Origin of the sequence: Mycobacterium sp. 852014-52450_SCH5900713 (assembly GCF_001667075.1) — a bacterium.
Lineage (GTDB): Bacteria > Actinomycetota > Actinomycetes > Mycobacteriales > Mycobacteriaceae > Mycobacterium.
Window position 1 is genome coordinate 1 of the sequence record NZ_LZIL01000039.1, and the last position, 14,634, is coordinate 14,634.

At 69.6% G+C, this 14,634-nt stretch carries 14 protein-coding genes, 1 tRNA gene and 1 other RNA gene; 9 read left to right on the forward strand and 7 right to left on the reverse strand.

The genetic code is table 11. The features are described from left to right. The 3 genes from A5773_RS10970 to ffs all read right to left on the reverse strand — a co-directional run. The coding region (locus A5773_RS10970; protein ID WP_232001834.1) for a DNA polymerase III subunits gamma/tau at positions 1-1,251 on the reverse strand (1,251 nt) is incomplete at its 3' end. A gap of 55 nt (positions 1,252-1,306) precedes the next feature. Continuing rightward, positions 1,307-2,599 (reverse strand): aminotransferase class I/II-fold pyridoxal phosphate-dependent enzyme, encoded by a 1,293-nt coding sequence (locus A5773_RS10975; RefSeq protein ID WP_197507871.1) that lies wholly within the window; start codon positions 2,597-2,599, stop codon positions 1,307-1,309. Between the two features lie 57 nt (positions 2,600-2,656). After that, an RNA gene (ffs, locus tag A5773_RS10980) (signal recognition particle sRNA small type) lies at positions 2,657-2,751 on the reverse strand. Between the two features lie 73 nt (positions 2,752-2,824). Between ffs and A5773_RS10985 the strand changes: the two genes are divergently transcribed. Together A5773_RS10985 and A5773_RS10990 are read left to right on the forward strand one after the other, a co-directional pair. After that, positions 2,825-2,910: transfer RNA gene (locus tag A5773_RS10985), tRNA-Ser, on the forward strand. Positions 2,911-3,001: 91 nt separating this feature from the next. Further along, positions 3,002-3,787, forward strand: a complete 786-nt coding sequence (locus A5773_RS10990; RefSeq protein WP_066955896.1) for a hypothetical protein — start codon at positions 3,002-3,004, stop codon at positions 3,785-3,787. Here A5773_RS10990 and A5773_RS10995 read toward each other — a convergent pair whose 3' ends face one another. After that, entirely contained in the window at positions 3,788-4,531 is a 744-nt protein-coding gene (locus tag A5773_RS10995; RefSeq protein WP_082948185.1) for an enoyl-CoA hydratase/isomerase family protein, read from the reverse strand. It lies immediately after the preceding gene. Positions 4,532-4,545: 14 nt separating this feature from the next. Next, positions 4,546-4,926 carry a hypothetical protein gene (locus A5773_RS11000; protein WP_067261361.1) on the reverse strand — a complete coding sequence of 127 codons (381 nt, stop codon included), beginning with the start codon at positions 4,924-4,926 and terminating at the stop codon, positions 4,546-4,548. A 142-nt stretch (positions 4,927-5,068) separates the two neighbouring features. On the opposite strand from A5773_RS11000, the gene A5773_RS11005 reads away from it, so the two are divergent. The 3 genes from A5773_RS11005 (at position 5,069) to A5773_RS11015 (ending at position 8,687) form a co-directional block, all read left to right on the forward strand. Then, complete coding sequence (locus A5773_RS11005; RefSeq protein WP_066955905.1) at positions 5,069-5,548, forward strand: lipoprotein LpqH; 480 nt, start codon at positions 5,069-5,071, stop codon at positions 5,546-5,548. A gap of 95 nt (positions 5,549-5,643) precedes the next feature. Beyond that, positions 5,644-7,335: a hypothetical protein gene (locus tag A5773_RS11010; protein ID WP_067790898.1), complete on the forward strand. Its 1,692-nt coding sequence runs from the start codon at positions 5,644-5,646 to the stop codon at positions 7,333-7,335. Continuing rightward, positions 7,332-8,687 (forward strand): CHAT domain-containing protein, encoded by a 1,356-nt coding sequence (locus A5773_RS11015; protein WP_067790900.1) that lies wholly within the window; start codon positions 7,332-7,334, stop codon positions 8,685-8,687. Before A5773_RS11010 ends, A5773_RS11015 begins: the two co-directional genes overlap by 4 nt. A gap of 3 nt (positions 8,688-8,690) precedes the next feature. On the opposite strand, the gene A5773_RS11020 is transcribed toward A5773_RS11015, so the two are convergent. Further along, positions 8,691-9,029: a hypothetical protein gene (locus tag A5773_RS11020; RefSeq protein ID WP_066955912.1), complete on the reverse strand. Its 339-nt coding sequence runs from the start codon at positions 9,027-9,029 to the stop codon at positions 8,691-8,693. A gap of 44 nt (positions 9,030-9,073) precedes the next feature. Here A5773_RS11020 and A5773_RS11025 point away from each other — a divergent pair, with 44 nt between their 5' ends. The 4 genes from A5773_RS11025 to A5773_RS11040 are packed head-to-tail and all read left to right on the forward strand — an operon-like array spanning position 9,074 to position 13,267. Further along, positions 9,074-10,399 (forward strand): hypothetical protein, encoded by a 1,326-nt coding sequence (locus A5773_RS11025; RefSeq protein ID WP_067790902.1) that lies wholly within the window; start codon positions 9,074-9,076, stop codon positions 10,397-10,399. Continuing rightward, a complete protein-coding gene (locus A5773_RS11030; RefSeq protein WP_066955916.1) occupies positions 10,396-11,535 on the forward strand; it encodes a hypothetical protein in 1,140 nt (379 codons plus the stop codon). Before A5773_RS11025 ends, A5773_RS11030 begins: the two co-directional genes overlap by 4 nt. 29 nt (positions 11,536-11,564) lie before the next feature. Continuing rightward, on the forward strand, positions 11,565-12,632 hold the full coding sequence (locus A5773_RS11035; RefSeq protein ID WP_067261350.1) for a dihydrodipicolinate reductase: 1,068 nt from the start codon (positions 11,565-11,567) through the stop codon (positions 12,630-12,632). Next, positions 12,629-13,267 (forward strand): cutinase family protein, encoded by a 639-nt coding sequence (locus A5773_RS11040; RefSeq protein WP_156664266.1) that lies wholly within the window; start codon positions 12,629-12,631, stop codon positions 13,265-13,267. The genes A5773_RS11035 and A5773_RS11040 overlap by 4 nt, the downstream gene beginning before the upstream one ends. Here A5773_RS11040 and A5773_RS11045 read toward each other — a convergent pair. Then, positions 13,262-14,536 (reverse strand): serine hydrolase domain-containing protein, encoded by a 1,275-nt coding sequence (locus tag A5773_RS11045; protein ID WP_066955924.1) that lies wholly within the window; start codon positions 14,534-14,536, stop codon positions 13,262-13,264. The two genes, A5773_RS11040 and A5773_RS11045, sit on opposite strands and share 6 nt — an antisense overlap. Positions 14,537-14,634: the final 98 nt, after the last annotated feature.

Below are 14,634 nucleotides of genomic sequence, written 5' to 3' on the forward strand. Positions count from 1 at the left end.
GTCGCCCCCCGTGCCCGAACCGGCCGCAGCGCCGATCGCCGAACCGGCCACGCCCGGTGAACTCCGCGCGGCCGCCGCCTCGGAGGCGGGAATGGACATGTCCAGCCGGGTCTCGATCCGTTCGACGCGCTGCAGCAGCGCCGACTCCGTGTCGCTGGCCGACGGCAGCAGCAGCCTGGCGCAGACCACTTCGAGCAACAAGCGCGGGGCCGTCGCGCCGCGCATCTCGCCCAGCCCCGCCTGCACGACCTCGGCGTAGCGGGTCAGGGTGGCCGACCCGAGGCGGGCGGCCTGGTCGCGCATCCGGTCGAGCACGTCCTCCGGGGCGTCCACCACACCGCGGCTGACCGCGTCGGGAACCGCCTGCAGCACGATGAGGTCGCGGAACCGCTCCAGCAAGTCGGTGGCGAAGCGCCGCGGGTCGTGGCCGGCATCGATCACCGACTCCACCGCACCGAACAGCGCCTCGGCGTCCGACGCGGCGAGGGCGTCCACCGCGTCGTCGATCAGCGCGACGTCGGTGGCGCCCAACAGCCCGAGCGCCCGCGGATAGGTGACATGGTCATCCTCGGCGCCCGCCAGCAGCTGGTCGAGTACCGACAGCGTGTCGCGTGGTGAGCCGCCGCCGGCGCGGATCACCAGCGGGAACACCGCGTCGTCGACGGCGACTCCCTCTTGCTCGCAGATCCGCCCGATCAACGCCCGCATGGTCTTCGGGGGCAGCAGCCGGAACGGGTAGTGGTGGGTGCGCGACCGGATCGTCGGCAGCACCTTCTCCGGTTCGGTGGTGGCGAAGATGAAGATCAGGTGCTCGGGCGGCTCCTCCACGATCTTGAGCAGCGCGTTGAAACCCGCGGTGGTCACCATGTGCGCCTCGTCGATGATGAACACCCGATAGCGGGACTGCGCCGGCGCGTAGAACGCACGGTCCCGCAGCTCGCGGGTGTCGTCCACGCCCCCGTGGCTGGCGGCGTCCAGTTCCACCACGTCGATGCTGCCGGGGGCGTTCGGAGCCAGCGCCGTGCACGAGTCGCACACCCCGCACGGATTGGCCGTCGGCCCCTGGGCGCAGTTCAGCGACCGCGCCAGGATGCGCGCCGACGAGGTTTTTCCGCAGCCACGCGGCCCGGAGAACAGATAGGCGTGGTTGATCCGGCCCGCTTCCAGAGCGATCGACAGCGGTTCGGTGACGTGCTCCTGCCCCACCACCTCGGCGAAGGTTGCCGGTCGGTACTTGCGGTAGAGGGCCACGGTCAGCAGGCTACCGGCGCGCGCTGACTGGAGCCCGACGGGCGGGTCGTCGCCGTCAGCTCACACTGGACGCGGCGGAGACGAGCAACGACTCCGTGGCCGCCAGCAGCGCGCACGTGGCCAGCCCGTCGACCGCGTCGCGCAGGTCCGGCAGCGAGGGGAACGTGGGCGCGATCCGGATGTTCTTGTCGTCCGGGTCTTTTCGGTACGGGAACGACGCGCCCGCCTCGGTCACGGCGATGCCCGCGTCCTTGGCCAGCGCCACGGTCCGGCGCGCTGTACCGGGCAACACGTCGAGGCTGATGAAGTAACCCCCCTGGGGTTCGGTCCACGAGGCGATCTTGGCGTCGCTCAACCGCTTGTCCAAGATGTCCAGCGCCAACTCGAATTTCGGTGCCAGGATCTGCTGGTGACGCAGCATGTGCAGGCGTACTCCGTCGGCATCGCGGAAGAAGCGCAGGTGCCGCAGCTGGTTGACCTTGTCCGGGCCGATCGACTTCTTCCCCGCGTACTGCAGGTACCACGCGATGTTGCCCAGCGATCCGCCCAGGAAGCTCACGCCGGCACCGGCGAAGGTGATCTTCGAGGTGGACGCTAAGACGTAGGGCCGGTTCGGGTTGCCGGCAGCGGCAGCCAGCCCCAGCACGTCGATCTGGTGCGGGAAGTCATGCGTCAACGTGTGCACGGCGTACGCGTTGTCCCAGAACAGCCGGAAGTCCGGCGCAGCCGTCCGCATCTGGACCAGCCGGCGGACCGTTTCCCAGGAGTAGGTGATTCCGGTGGGGTTGCCGAATACCGGCACCGTCCACATGCCCTTGATGGCGGGGTCGACGGCGACCAGCTCCTCGATCAGGTCGACGTCGGGCCCGTCGGCCGTCATCGGGACGGGAATCATCTCGATGCCCATCGTCTCGGTGATGGCGAAGTGCCGGTCATAGCCGGGAACGGGGCACAGGAATTTGACGCCCGCCTCGTCCTTCCAGGGGCGCTGCGAGTCGACACCGCCGTACAACATCGAGAAGGCGACCAGGTCGTGCATCAGCTCGAGGCTGGAGTTGTTGCCGGCTATCAGGTGGGGCACCGGGATGCCGAGCAGCTCTCCAAAGATGGCCCGCAGCTCGGGCAGGCCGTGCAGGCCTCCGTAATTACGGGTGTCGGTGCCCTCGCTATCGCGATAGTCGTCACCGGGCAGGCTCAGCAACCGGTTGGACAGATCGAGCTGCTCGGGCGCGGGTTTGCCGCGGGTCAGGTCGAGGACCAACTTCTTGGCCTGCAGATCCGCGTAGTCCTGCTGGTTGCGCGCGTGCAGGCCCGCTAACTCTTCAGGGCTGAGGGAATCGAAAGACACCATGGGCCCTTTCGCCTTGAACGCTGAAAATTTGGTGGGGCCGAAACGGTCCCCCCGCATAGGGGACCCCGCGCACCCGACAGAGCCCATTGACCCTTGCTGCCTTCCGGCCCTGGGGGAGTTCACAGGATAGACGCCGCGCGGGGTCCACGGCGAGTCTAATACCTGGCGCGAACTAGTCGACGTGCGACTCAGGGCCGCGGCGGCCTCGGCTACCATGGCCACGGAGGATTCGCCTAGTGGCCTATGGCGCTCGCCTGGAACGCGGGTTGGGTTAACAGCCCTCGCGGGTTCAAATCCCGCATCCTCCGCAATTGGTCCGCCATGCGGGCAGCACGAATTGGTCTGGAATCGGGTCGGCCGCCTTTAGGCTGGCCTGAGCCAACCAGCATGAGGAGGCTTATGGGGCGCAAGGTCGCCATCCCGTGGCACGCGTCGTTCTCGATCGCTGCCGGCGTCCTCTATTTCTTTTTCGTGTTGCCCCGTTGGCCGGAGCTGATGGGTGACACGACGCACTCGTTGGGGACGGCGCTTCGGATCGCGACGGGGGCGCTGTTCGCCCTGGCCGCGCTGCCCGTGGTATTCAACCTGCTGCGGGTGCGCAAGCCGGAGCTGGGGACGCCGCAGCTGGCCCTGACCCTCAGGGTCGCCTCGATCGTGGCCCATGTGCTGGCCGGCGTGCTGATCATCGGCACCGCGATCAGCGAGATCTGGCTGAACCTGGACACCGCCGGACGGTATCTGTTCGCGATCTATGGCGCGGCGGCCGCGATCGGATTGCTCGGGTTCTTCGCGTTCTACCTGTCGTTCGTCGCCGAGTTGCCGCCGCCACCGCCGAAACCGATCAAGGCGAAGAAACCCAAAAAGAGTCGGTCGCGCCGAAAGGCCGGCGAGGAAGACGGCGAACCCGCCGACGAGGCGGAGACCGAAGAGGCGGAGACCGAAGAGGCGGACGCCGGCGAGCCGGCGGAAACCGAGGCCGTCAAGGCAGAGACTGCCGAAGAGCCGGCGGAAACCGAGGCCGTTAAGGCAGAGGCCGCCGAAGAGCCGGCCCAGGAGGCCGAAGCGACCGACGCGACCGAGCCCAAGTTGCGCAACCGCCGCCCGACGGGCAAGGGGTCGCACCGGATGCGTCGCCGGCGCACCAGGGGCGGCGTCGCCGTCGAAGAAGCCCTCGACGAGGAATAGTCAGTCGCGCCGCCGCAGGCGCTCCACGTAGGCGGCGATGCGTTGCAGGGTCCCGTCCGCTCCCCACATCTGGCGGACCTCGTCGTCGACACCCCGGCCGTCGCGGATCCGCGCCATCGTCGGGGCCCGCAGCTGGGTCTTGGTCTGCCGATAGGCGTCGGCCGGGATGCCGCCGAGATCTGACGCCTCCGCCACGGCCACCTCAAGAAGATCGTCTTCGACCACGCGATGGGCCAGCCCGCGGGCGACGGCCTCGGCACCGCGATAGGCGCGCCCACCCAACAGCACCTCCTCGGCGCGATCGCCGCAGGCATATCGCATGACCTCCAGCGCGGCGACCGGAAACGGCACCCCGACGCGTACCTCCGCCGCCCCGATCTGCGCCTCGGGGCCGATGAGGCGGCGGTCGCAGGCGCACGCGAGCACGCATCCGCCCGCGATGGCGGCGCCGTTGATCGCCGCGACGCTCGGGCCAGGGTAGGCGAACATCGCCTCGAATGCCGCCGACAACGCGGGGACCAGCCGATCGGTGTAGCCGGCGCCGCCCTCCACCACCCGGTTGAGGTCGACCCCGGCGCTGAACGCCCGGCCGGCGCCGGTGACGACCAGCGCGCCGGCCTCCGAGCGCCCCAGATCGCGAACCGCCAGGGTCAGCTCGTCGAGCAGCTCGACGTCCTGGGCGTTGACCGGACCCGACGACAGGGTCAGCACCTGCACGGTTCCCACCGTCTTGATGTCGATCATCGTCACATCCCCGATCAGCGGCTCACGGCCGCGATGACGACCGGGATGTCGGTGTTCTCGTCGGTGAGATAGCTCGCGCACACGCGGTGGTAGCCGTCGGCGATCTGTAACGGGGCACCGGTCGAAAAGTCACCGCGCACCAGCAGGATGGGCGACAGCGGTTGGCCCTTCTCGATCTTGGTCAGGTCGGCCGCGACGTGGGGATTGTCGGCGGACAACAGGCCCAGCCGCGCCGCCCGGAGAATGTCTTTGGCCTTGCGGTGCGTGACGGTGCCGGCTTTCAGTTTCTTGATCACCTTCTTGACGGTTGCCGAGTCCGCCAGCATGGTGAGGTAGTCCGCCGCCGCCGGAAAGTCATGGGCCTCAGGCTTTTCCAGCCACTTCACGCTCAACATCGCATGCTCCCTTCGCCTGCGCCGACCCCGACGCAGCCTACCGGCTCGACGCCGCGAAATTGGGATCGGTAGCGAATCGGCAGGTCTCTACTTGCGCCATGGCGACGCCATCGGGGCGGCGCATGAAGGAAGGGAACCGCAAGTGAAACGTCTTCTCGCGGCTGCGATTGGGACACTGGGCGCCGCATCGGTGCTGGTGGGGTGTTCCAGCGGCGGCCACACGGCCAGCCCGGCATCGAGCACGGCACCGAGCGTCGCCAACGGCGGCGGGGCGCAGGTCAAAGTTGGCGGCACTGACCTGGCGGGCCTGGACCCGGCCTCGGTGACCTGCGTCCGGACCGGCGGCAAGATCGACATCGGCAGTGGCTCCAGCGGCGGACGGCAGGCGCTGGCCGTCGTCATGACCGACGAGGCCACCCCTAAGGTCGAGTCGCTGGCAATGGTCGTCGATGGCAACGCCCTGTCGGTCAGCAACAACATGGGCGCGAAGGTCGGCTCGGCCAACGTGTCGGTGGACGGCAAGACCTACACCATCAGCGGCCAGGCGCAGGGCGCCGACCTGAAGAACCCGATGGCCGGCATGATCAGCAAGGACTTCAACATCAAGGTGACCTGCGGCTGATCGGTTGCGGACCGAGTGGCGGACGTGCCTGGATCAGCGTCCGCCGCTCGCCGCTTTCCCTGCCCGGGCGGCGCCGGCGGACTTATGATGCAGCCGTGTCGATCCCCGACGAATTGGACAACGCGCGCCGCCTGGCGTACGCGGCCGACGAAGCCGGGGCGCGCGATCTGCTGCTGTCCTTGATACCGCGCATCGAGCGGGAAGACCGGGACGATCTGATGCTGGAAGTCCTCGCGCAACTCGGCGAAGTCTACCTCGAGCGCGGCGCGAATGACGGCGTGCGCGAATCCATCCGGCGAATTCAGGACTGCGTGGCGATCTACGCGAGCATGCCCGCCGATGCCGGGACCACACACATGATCCGCCGGTACTCGCGCCGGGCCGAGTTTCTGCAAGCCGGACTGGCCGCGGCGATCGGCGATCACGAGGGCGCGGCGGCAGCGCTGGCGGCGTTGGACGACGGCGCGGACGTTCCCGCGCTGGCCGACGAACACGCCCGCCTGCGCATCCATGCGTTGGTGCTGTGCGCGACCGCGCTTTGCGACGACGACCTGCATGCCCGGTCGGTCCCGTTGTGGGAGAATGTGATTCGTGACCTAGCGGGCTACGGTGAAAGCGGCGACGCCGCCGACCACCTCCGGGTCGTCGCCGGCATCGGGTACGGCCGGTTCTGCGTCCAAACGGGCCGGCTGCCGGAAGCCGACCCCTGGCTGCGTCGCGCGGAAGCCCGCGCACGGGCCAACCGCTGGGAACTGGCCACAGCGCAAGCACAATTGGAGCGGGCGGCGGCGTGCTGGGCAGCCAACGACCACGCAGGCACGGAGCAACTGGTGTCGGAGGCCTATCCCGTCATCGGCCGCCACGCCCGGGCCCACGACGTCGCCCGCTGCTGGTTGTATATGGGGCTCACCCGACTAGGAGCCGGCGCCCTGGAAGCCGCCGACGAATGCTGGGAGAACGCCGAGCGGCACTGGCGCGAACTGGGAAAGCCGCTTTATCTGCACCGGATCTTGTTGCAGCGCAGCTGGATAGCGATCTTCTGGAGCCGCTTCGCCGACGCTGTCGAGCTGATCGCCGAGGCCCGCGAACTGCTCGACTCGTCGCCGCGCAGCAGTTGGCTGCAGTACGCGCTGCTCGACAATCATCTCGGCACGGTGTGGCGTGCGGACGCGTTGGCGGACCTAGGCTTCGACAGCTCGGGCGATCCCGACGAGACGCTGCAGGAGACCGAGGCCCGGCAGGCGGAGGGACTCGGCATCCTCCACGGCGAGATCGGCACCGACGAATACTGGCGTGGCATGACCAAGCTGCAGCAGGCCGCCGAGCTCAAGGTCCCCGCCGCCCTGGCGGTCGACTCGGTGCGGTACTCCATCGTCGACGCCGACGCGAGATCACGCTGGGCCGCCAGCATTTCGGCCCCGGTCCTGGCCGGCGCCTTCGCCGTCGCCTGGGAATGGGAGAACACCGAACTGATCAGTCAGCTGGTCGAATACCACAGCGCCCGAGGAACTTTCGGTACCGGCTTGCAGCGGCCGCAAACCGGCGAATGGGCGTCGACGGCCACCGCCCCCGTCCCCCTGGACGCCGATCCGGAGCCGGCCCCCGCGCTGGCCGCGGGCGGTTCGCCGGCCCCCGGCGGCGCATCGCTGACCCGGCTCGGACCGTTGCCGCCGTTGCGGATGCAGCCCGACACCGAGCCGATCCTGAGCCACTATCGGGCGCTGGCATTGCAACGCTACGGCCGTGACGTCACCGCGACCGAGCCCGCCTGGTCGACCTGGCCGTGAGCGACACCGACCGGGCCACCCTGATCCTGCGGTACGCCGACGTCGGGATCGCCACCTACGCCAGCCTGCGTGTCGTCGGCCAGCCGTCACGAACCGTCAACTGGGTCATCGAAGAGCCGCTGTTGCTGGCCGCGCTGGAAGAACTGGCGAACGCGCTGCCCGAGCCGCACGGCTCCGAGAGCCCGAGGGACGCCATCGAGCGCGCACTGACCACCGGGCCGTTCGCGACGGCGGAGAGCGAGCTGACCCTCGCCTACATCCTCGGGGTGCTGCTCATCGGCTCCGCCGGCTGGCAGTTGCTCGCCGAGTGCGTGGACACGCCGCGCGCCGCCCTGTTCGTCTCGCCCAGCGCGCGGCTGGCCCGGGTCCCGTGGGGGTTGCTGGCGGTGCCGAAATCGGGCCCCAGCAAGGAGGAATTGGTGCGCGCCCGCCAGGAGGCCATCACCGCCAGCGGCCGGGCCGCGGCCCGGATCCCCTGGCAGCTCGCCGATATCGGGAAACACACCGACGGCTATCGGCTGATGGAACTGGTCGACGTCCTGATGGCGGTCCCGCCGAACATCGTGCACTCGCCGCGGGCGCCCGCCGGATGGGACGCCAGGAAGGACGGTCCGCCGCTGCTGGTCCTCGACCCCAGGGTGCCGGGGCAGCGCCCGGATTCCGCGCTGGGGTCGGTACTGGGCAGGCCGGCGCCGGACACGCCGCTGGCGCGGCACTTCACCGGCGTGCTGGAACAACGGCCGGTGCTGCCGGCCATTGAATCCCCGGCGGCCGCGGTCGAACTGTTCCGCCGGCAAGACGCCGATCGCACATGGCTGGCCAAGCTGCTGGCTCAGACGCCCAGCAGGCTGCTCTACGTGGGCCACGCGAGTTCGGCGGACGGCCAAGCCGATCGGGCCGCGCTGCACCTGGCCGATACCGCCGGCGTCCCGGGCGACGCCGACGCCATCGGTGATCACCGCCCGCTGACCGCGTCGGACCTGATGGCCCTGCAACTGCCGATGCCGCCGCGGGTGGCCCTGCTCGCGTGCGGATCGGGCGGGGACTACCAATTCGACGAGGCCTCCGGGCTGGTGGCGGCGATGATCCTGGGCGGCGCGCAGTTGGTCACCGCCACCCTGTGGTCGCTGCCCACCACCGCGGCGTACCGCCAGTTCACCACGGCCACCGCCGATCCGATGGCCGACGTCGTGGCGGCCGTCGATCACGCGCATGGCGCCGAAGGAGACGCCGGCTGCGCGGTGAACCGTTGGCAGCGCGAACAGATGCGGCGCTGGCGCGACGGCGAGGCCACGGCGAGCCCGCTGTACTGGGGTGCGGTGGTCAGCTTCGCAGTGGACGGCGCACGGTAGCGCTCACAGCGACGCGACGAAGGCCGCGTGCACTGCCAGCACGTCGTCGGGCAGCGAAAGTTCCTCGCGCGCAGCGGGATCGAACGCCACCAAAACGACCAGACCGGGCCGCAGCATCGACACGTCGAGATCGTCGCCGCAGCGCGCCAGCTTGCCGATGAAGGTCTCCCCGGAAACGGCGACCACCTCGATGAAAACCTGACGTTCGACCGTGCGCACGGTACCGACCCCGACGGCGCGGTCCCCGCCGCGGCGGCGCCGGGCGCACCTGAGCCGATCAACCAGCACCAACAGCTTGTTCATGCGACCAGGGTGAAGCCACCGACCGGCTACCGAACCCAAGTTTTCGGCTGCCGCGTTTCGCGAGATGCCCCTATTCTGTGCACATGACCGCGGATTCGCAGCTGGCCGTCGCAGTCGGTCACCCACGTCGGTCGGTGATCGACGCGGCGTGGCGGGCGATCGGCCCGGGTGTGGAGGTGCTCAGCAGCGACGACGGCGGCCCGTTGAGCCGCACCGTCAAACGCATCATCGAGCCGCTGGTGCTCCGCTTGCGGTCGAACCCGCAATATTCGGCTCCCGTCGTCACCACCGAGACGGCCGCGGCGATGCGTGACCTGATCGTCGGCAGTGGCACCGAAATGCGCTCGGCCGCAGCATGGTTCGAGGTTCTCAAAATGGAGCGCCGCCGCCAGCGCATCCGCACCGGAAACGCCCAGGAACTGTACTTCCCGGTGTGCTTCGAGCTAGCGGTGACGAAAGGCCCACCGGCACCGCAGGATCGCGAGACGGCCGCGGCGGTGCTGGGCGACGTCCACCAGGGCCGCGACCGCACGGCGATCGAGGTGCTGCACCAATACGTGGCCGATCCCGAAACGGTCGCGACGCTGGCCGAACAGCTCGACCGCAGCTGGCGCGACGTGCGGGCCCCGGAAACAGCCGGGGCCGCCGGCACCGCCCCCTTCCTGGCCGAGCTCACCACCGTGCTGGGGCCGGCTAACAGCCACCGCACCGCGACGGCGCGGCAGCGCGTCTGGTCGGCGATGATCGCCGACGCCACGCCGTACAACCTCGGGGCCCTGGCCCGCGTCGAGGCGGCGGAACTGCCGTGGTCGATCGTCGAACTCGGTCTGAGTTCCGTTGCCCCGCAACGCCCCCCGCAAGTCGCGGGTGACTCCAACAGCGACCGGCCGCTGGACCGCAGCGTTGTGGACCGCGTGCGCGCGACGCTGCGCCGCGCCCTGGACCGCGACGCGCTGCCCGATATCCCCCTGCTCTGCGAGGAGGAGGTCGACCGGGCCTGCGCGCCCTGGGGGTTGATGGCCGAGGACAAGCAGGCCACGCTCGTCGCGGGGATCGAGGTGGCGGTGGAGCTGGCCCCGCTGGACCCGTCCGCCGCCAGCCGCTACGCCCTGGCGGCGCAGATTCAGGCGCGGTTGCGCAAGGAGGCCTACGTGCTGCACGCCAGGCGCTACCTCGCCGAGGGCGGTCCCATGCATCCACGCCAACGGCAGGTGGTTGACGACCTCGCCGCCTACGCGCAGCCGTACCTGAGCCGGCTCTGGGCGCGGCTGCACGGGCGCGACGTGTGGCAGGAGCCCTGCGACGACGTCGATGACGTTCGATCGCTGCTCGAAGGCGTCGCGCGCTCGGTGAGCCTGGACCACCGGCAGCGGATCAAGGCGATGCTGGAATTGCAGGTGGCCGGATGAGATTGGTTGCCGATTCCGGCCTGTGGAGCACCGGACCCGTCAGCGAGGCGACGCCGCTGGCCGCGGTGCTGGAGGTCAGCGGCGCGGTGCTGTCGTGGACTTTGGACCAGCCAGGCGAGCCGGACGCTGCGGCAACCCACATCACGTTCACCGATTTCGGCCGGGCCGACTGGCTTTGGCGGATCCTCGGCGAATCCGGACACGTCGCCCTGGCTTCGGCGGTCGGGTCGGCGGACGACCCGCACGGCATCGACCTCGCCGGCGTGGACATCCTGCCGGGCTCGGTCGCCACGCTCCGCAGGTTGGCCGTGGGCCATTGGCTGCGGCGCTGGTGGCCCGCCAGCCGGCGCGACGGCATCGCCGGGCTCGACCGCGCACTGCTGGACCTCGAGGTCGCGTTGCTGACCGCCGGCGCGCAGGGCTTCTTCGCCGACGACACCTTGGATTCCGACGTCGCGGGATTGCTAGCGCCGCATGCCGACGCCCTGGCCGCCCACCTCGCCGACGGTGATCCGCGCGCGCTCGATCTGGTGCGGGCGGGCGCCGGCCTGGCCGACGAACTAGGGGTGGACGGCCCCGGCTGGCCTGAACTCTTTGCTGCCCTTGATGATTCGAGTACACCCTTGAGCGTGCCGAGCGGCCGTCGCGACGACTACGCCCTGGCCGCCGGGGCGGGCGCCGGCCCGCGCGCCGCGGCTCCGATCGCCCACGGCACCGCGTCCGTCAGCTGGGGCGGGGTGCCGCCCGGCATCTTCGACGCGGGCGAGAACACCGTCGACTGGACGATCGGGGCGGCCGGGACGGCCGTCGCGGCACTGGTGCGGGCGGCCGTCATCGGCCCGGACGCGCCCACCGGTGTGCAGGTGCGACTGCGCTCCGGCGCCGTTTCCGGCGCCGGAGTCTTGGACGCCGACGGCCGAGCGACCCTCCCCCTGATCGACGGCGCGCAACGTCCGCTCACGGAATCGGCGGCGTGGGACCATGATTGGTCGGCGACGTCGGTGCTCGTCGGGGTCGATACGACGGAATCCCCCGAGACTCGGGAACGCGTGCGGCGGTGGGCGCGGGCGCGGCTGGACCGGCCGGCCCGCGACGCGTTCCTCGCCGAAATTCTGGCGGCCGAATCCGCCTACTAACGCCGGTCCCGATTCCCTATGCTGAGCGAGTGCCAAACAACTATCGAGTGGTTCAGTGGAACACCGGCAATGTCGGCAAGAGCTCGCTGAAGTCGATCGTCGCCAACCCCACCTATGAACTGGTGGGCTGCTACGCCTGGTCGGCGGAAAAGGTCGGCCGCGACGCCGGCGAACTGGTCGGGATCCGGCCGCTGGGCGTGGCGGCCACCAACGACGTCGACGCGCTGCTCGCGCTGAAGCCGGACTGCGTGGTCTACAACCCGATGTGGATCGACGTCGACGAGCTCGTCCGCATCCTGTCCGCGGGCGTCAACGTGGTGACCACGGCGTCGTTCATCACCGGGGGAAACCTCGGCAACGGTCGAGAGAAGATAGCGGAGGCCTGCGAGAAGGGCGGCGCCACCATTTTCGGGTCCGGCGTGAGTCCGGGTTTCGCCGAGCTGCTGGCCATCGTGTCGGCGATGGTGTGCAACCGGATCGACAAGGTCACGGTGAACGAGGCCGCCGACACCACCTTCTACGACTCACCGGAGACCGAGAAGCCTGTGGGCTTCGGCCAGGCGATCGACCACCCCGAGCTGTCGGCGATGGCGGCGAAGGGAACGGCCATCTTCGGCGAGGCCGTCCGGCTGGTGGGCGACGCGCTCGGCGTCGAGCTCGACGAGGTGCGCTGCGTGGCCGAGTTCGCCCAGACGACGGCGGATCTCGAAATGGCGTCCTGGACCATCCCCGCGGGCTGCGTGGCGGGCGTCTACATCAGCTGGCAGGGCATCGTCGGTGACACCACCCTGATCGACCTGAACGTGCGGTGGCGCAAGGGACAGACGCTCGAACCCGACTGGAAGATCGAACAAGACGGCTGGGTCATCCAGATCGACGGGCAGCCGACGGTGACCACCAAGGTCGGCTTTTTGCCGCCGCCGTACTTCGAGGCGACGACGATCGAGGAGTTCATGGACCTCGGCCACATCATGACCGCGATGCCGGCGATCAATGCGATCCCCGCCGTCGTCGCTGCGGCGCCGGGCATCGTCACCTACACCGATCTTCCGCTGACACTGCCGCGTGGGAACGCCTATGTCAGCATGAAGCGGTGATTGCAAAGCGCATCGTCATCGGTGTTGCGATCGCGGTGACCTCGGCGGCATCAGGCGGGGCGCTGAACAGCCCTGGCGCTCATGCCGATCCGTGTCCCGCCGTCGAGGTGGCGTTTGCCCGCGGCACCGGCCAGCCCGCGGGTGTCGGCACCGTGGGCCAGGCGTTCATCGACGCGCTCGGCTCCCAGCTTTCCGGCCGGTCGATGGGTGTCTATCCGGTGAACTATCCCGCGACTGAGGCTTTTGCGGCGAGCGCCCAAAACGGTGCCGATGACTTGGTTGCTCACGTAAAGGACATGATCGGACGCTGCCCCAGCACCCGAATGGTGCTCGGCGGATTTTCGCAGGGCGCGGGTGTGATCGATCTGGCCACGCCGGCCATGCCGCCCCAGGCCGCCGACCATGTCGCGGCGATCGCCGTCTTCGGCAATCCGACCAGCGCACTCGCGAATCGCTTGTCGGGCGCCGTGTTTCCCCCGATCGGTCCGCCGTACGCCGCCAAGACCATCGACATGTGCGCCGCCGGCGACCCGGCGTGTTCCGACGGCTCCAACATCAACGTCTTCGCGCACGGCTCGTATGTGCAGTCCGGGATGACGGCGCAGGCCGCGAACCTCGTCGCGGCCCGGTTATAGAACCGCCTTGCGCCGAGTGGGTTTGGCGTAGGTGGCCCCGAGCTGCGGCACCCGCAGCGGGCCCTGATCGCGGGCCGCCAGGATGGCGTTCCGCAGCGGACGGGCCAGGCCCGCAAAGGATCCCATGTCGAACAGCAACGGCGTCAACAACCGGTTGTGGACGAAGCCGAACGAGCTGCCGGCCTCGGGGTCGGCCCAGCCGAGCGTCCCGCCGAGACCCACGTGGCCGAAACCGCGCAGCAAACCGGGGACCGGCGATTCGTGGTACCCGAGGTGAAATGGCATGGGCACCACCATGTTCGCGTCCGGCCACTTCCGTCGCGCCTGCCCGGCCAGGCCGCGCGCCAACTCCTCGGACAGGTACTTCTTGCCGTCGATGCGACCGTCGTTGGCCAGCACGGCATACATCTTCGCCAGCCCGCGGCCGGTCACCACGCCGTTGGCGGCGGGGACCTCCCCGTCGAGGAAGGGAGTGTCCCCCTTGATCAGGGAGACGACGCCGGGAAAGTACATCGCGCCCAGTGCGCCCGAGAACGGCAGGCCGGCCATTTTGGGTGCGATGAAGTTGAACACCGGGGCGCGCAGCCTGCCCTGCGGTATCAGGATTTCCGCGGGCTTGGTCGGCGAGCCTTCCGGAGGGCGGCCGAGGTGCAAGCCGTCGGTGTTGAGGGGACGCGCGACCTCCTGGCGGATCAGTTCCCGCATGCCCTTGCCCGTCACCGCCCTGGCCAGGCCGGATAACAGCCATCCGTAGGTCAGCGCGTGATAGGCCTGAACGCCGCGCAAGTGGTCGACCGGCGCGGCGGCGAGGCGTTCCTCCATCAGGGCGTGGTCCATCAACTGCGCCTTGGTGACGCCGCGCAGGTGCGACAACCCGGAGCGGTGCCGCAAGACGTCGCGGACCGTGATTTCCGTCTTGCCGTTCGCCGCGAACTCGGGCCAGTATTCGGCGACGGGCTGGTCATAGGACAGCAGGCCGCGGTCGGCCAGCCGATGGATCACCGTCGACGCGACACCCTTGGTCGCCGAGAACACCATCGCGCCGGTGTCGGCGGTCCAGAGCTCGGTGCCGGCCCGGTCCGACCAGCCCGTCCAGACGTCGACGACGGGCACGCCGTCGATGTAGACGCTCAACGCTCCGCCACCGAACCGGCGCCCGGGAAACAGCTGCGCGAACAGCTTGACCACGTTGCCGAAATGGGGGTCGGCCGCGCCGGAGACACCGCGTGGCAGACCATCGCCGGCGACCAGAAGAGCCGACGGTTTCACGGTGCCGCGCCGCCCCGCTACCACGAGGACGAAGCTATCAGCCGCCCCCAGCGAATTCGGGCGATTCGCCTAGCCGGGCGGCTCGGGGGGCTCCGGGG

What these genes read in the sequence shown, in the direction of transcription:
- A5773_RS10990 (WP_066955896.1), top strand. Translation starts at nt 3,002, where the DNA reads ATGGGGCGCAAGGTCGCCATCCCGTGGCACGCGTCGTTCTCGATCGCT.
- A5773_RS10995 (WP_082948185.1), bottom strand. Translation starts at nt 4,531, where the DNA reads ATGATCGACATCAAGACGGTGGGAACCGTGCAGGTGCTGACCCTGTCG.
- A5773_RS11000 (WP_067261361.1), bottom strand. Translation starts at nt 4,926, where the DNA reads ATGTTGAGCGTGAAGTGGCTGGAAAAGCCTGAGGCCCATGACTTTCCG.
- A5773_RS11025 (WP_067790902.1), top strand. Translation starts at nt 9,074, where the DNA reads ATGACCGCGGATTCGCAGCTGGCCGTCGCAGTCGGTCACCCACGTCGG.
- A5773_RS11030 (WP_066955916.1), top strand. Translation starts at nt 10,396, where the DNA reads ATGAGATTGGTTGCCGATTCCGGCCTGTGGAGCACCGGACCCGTCAGC.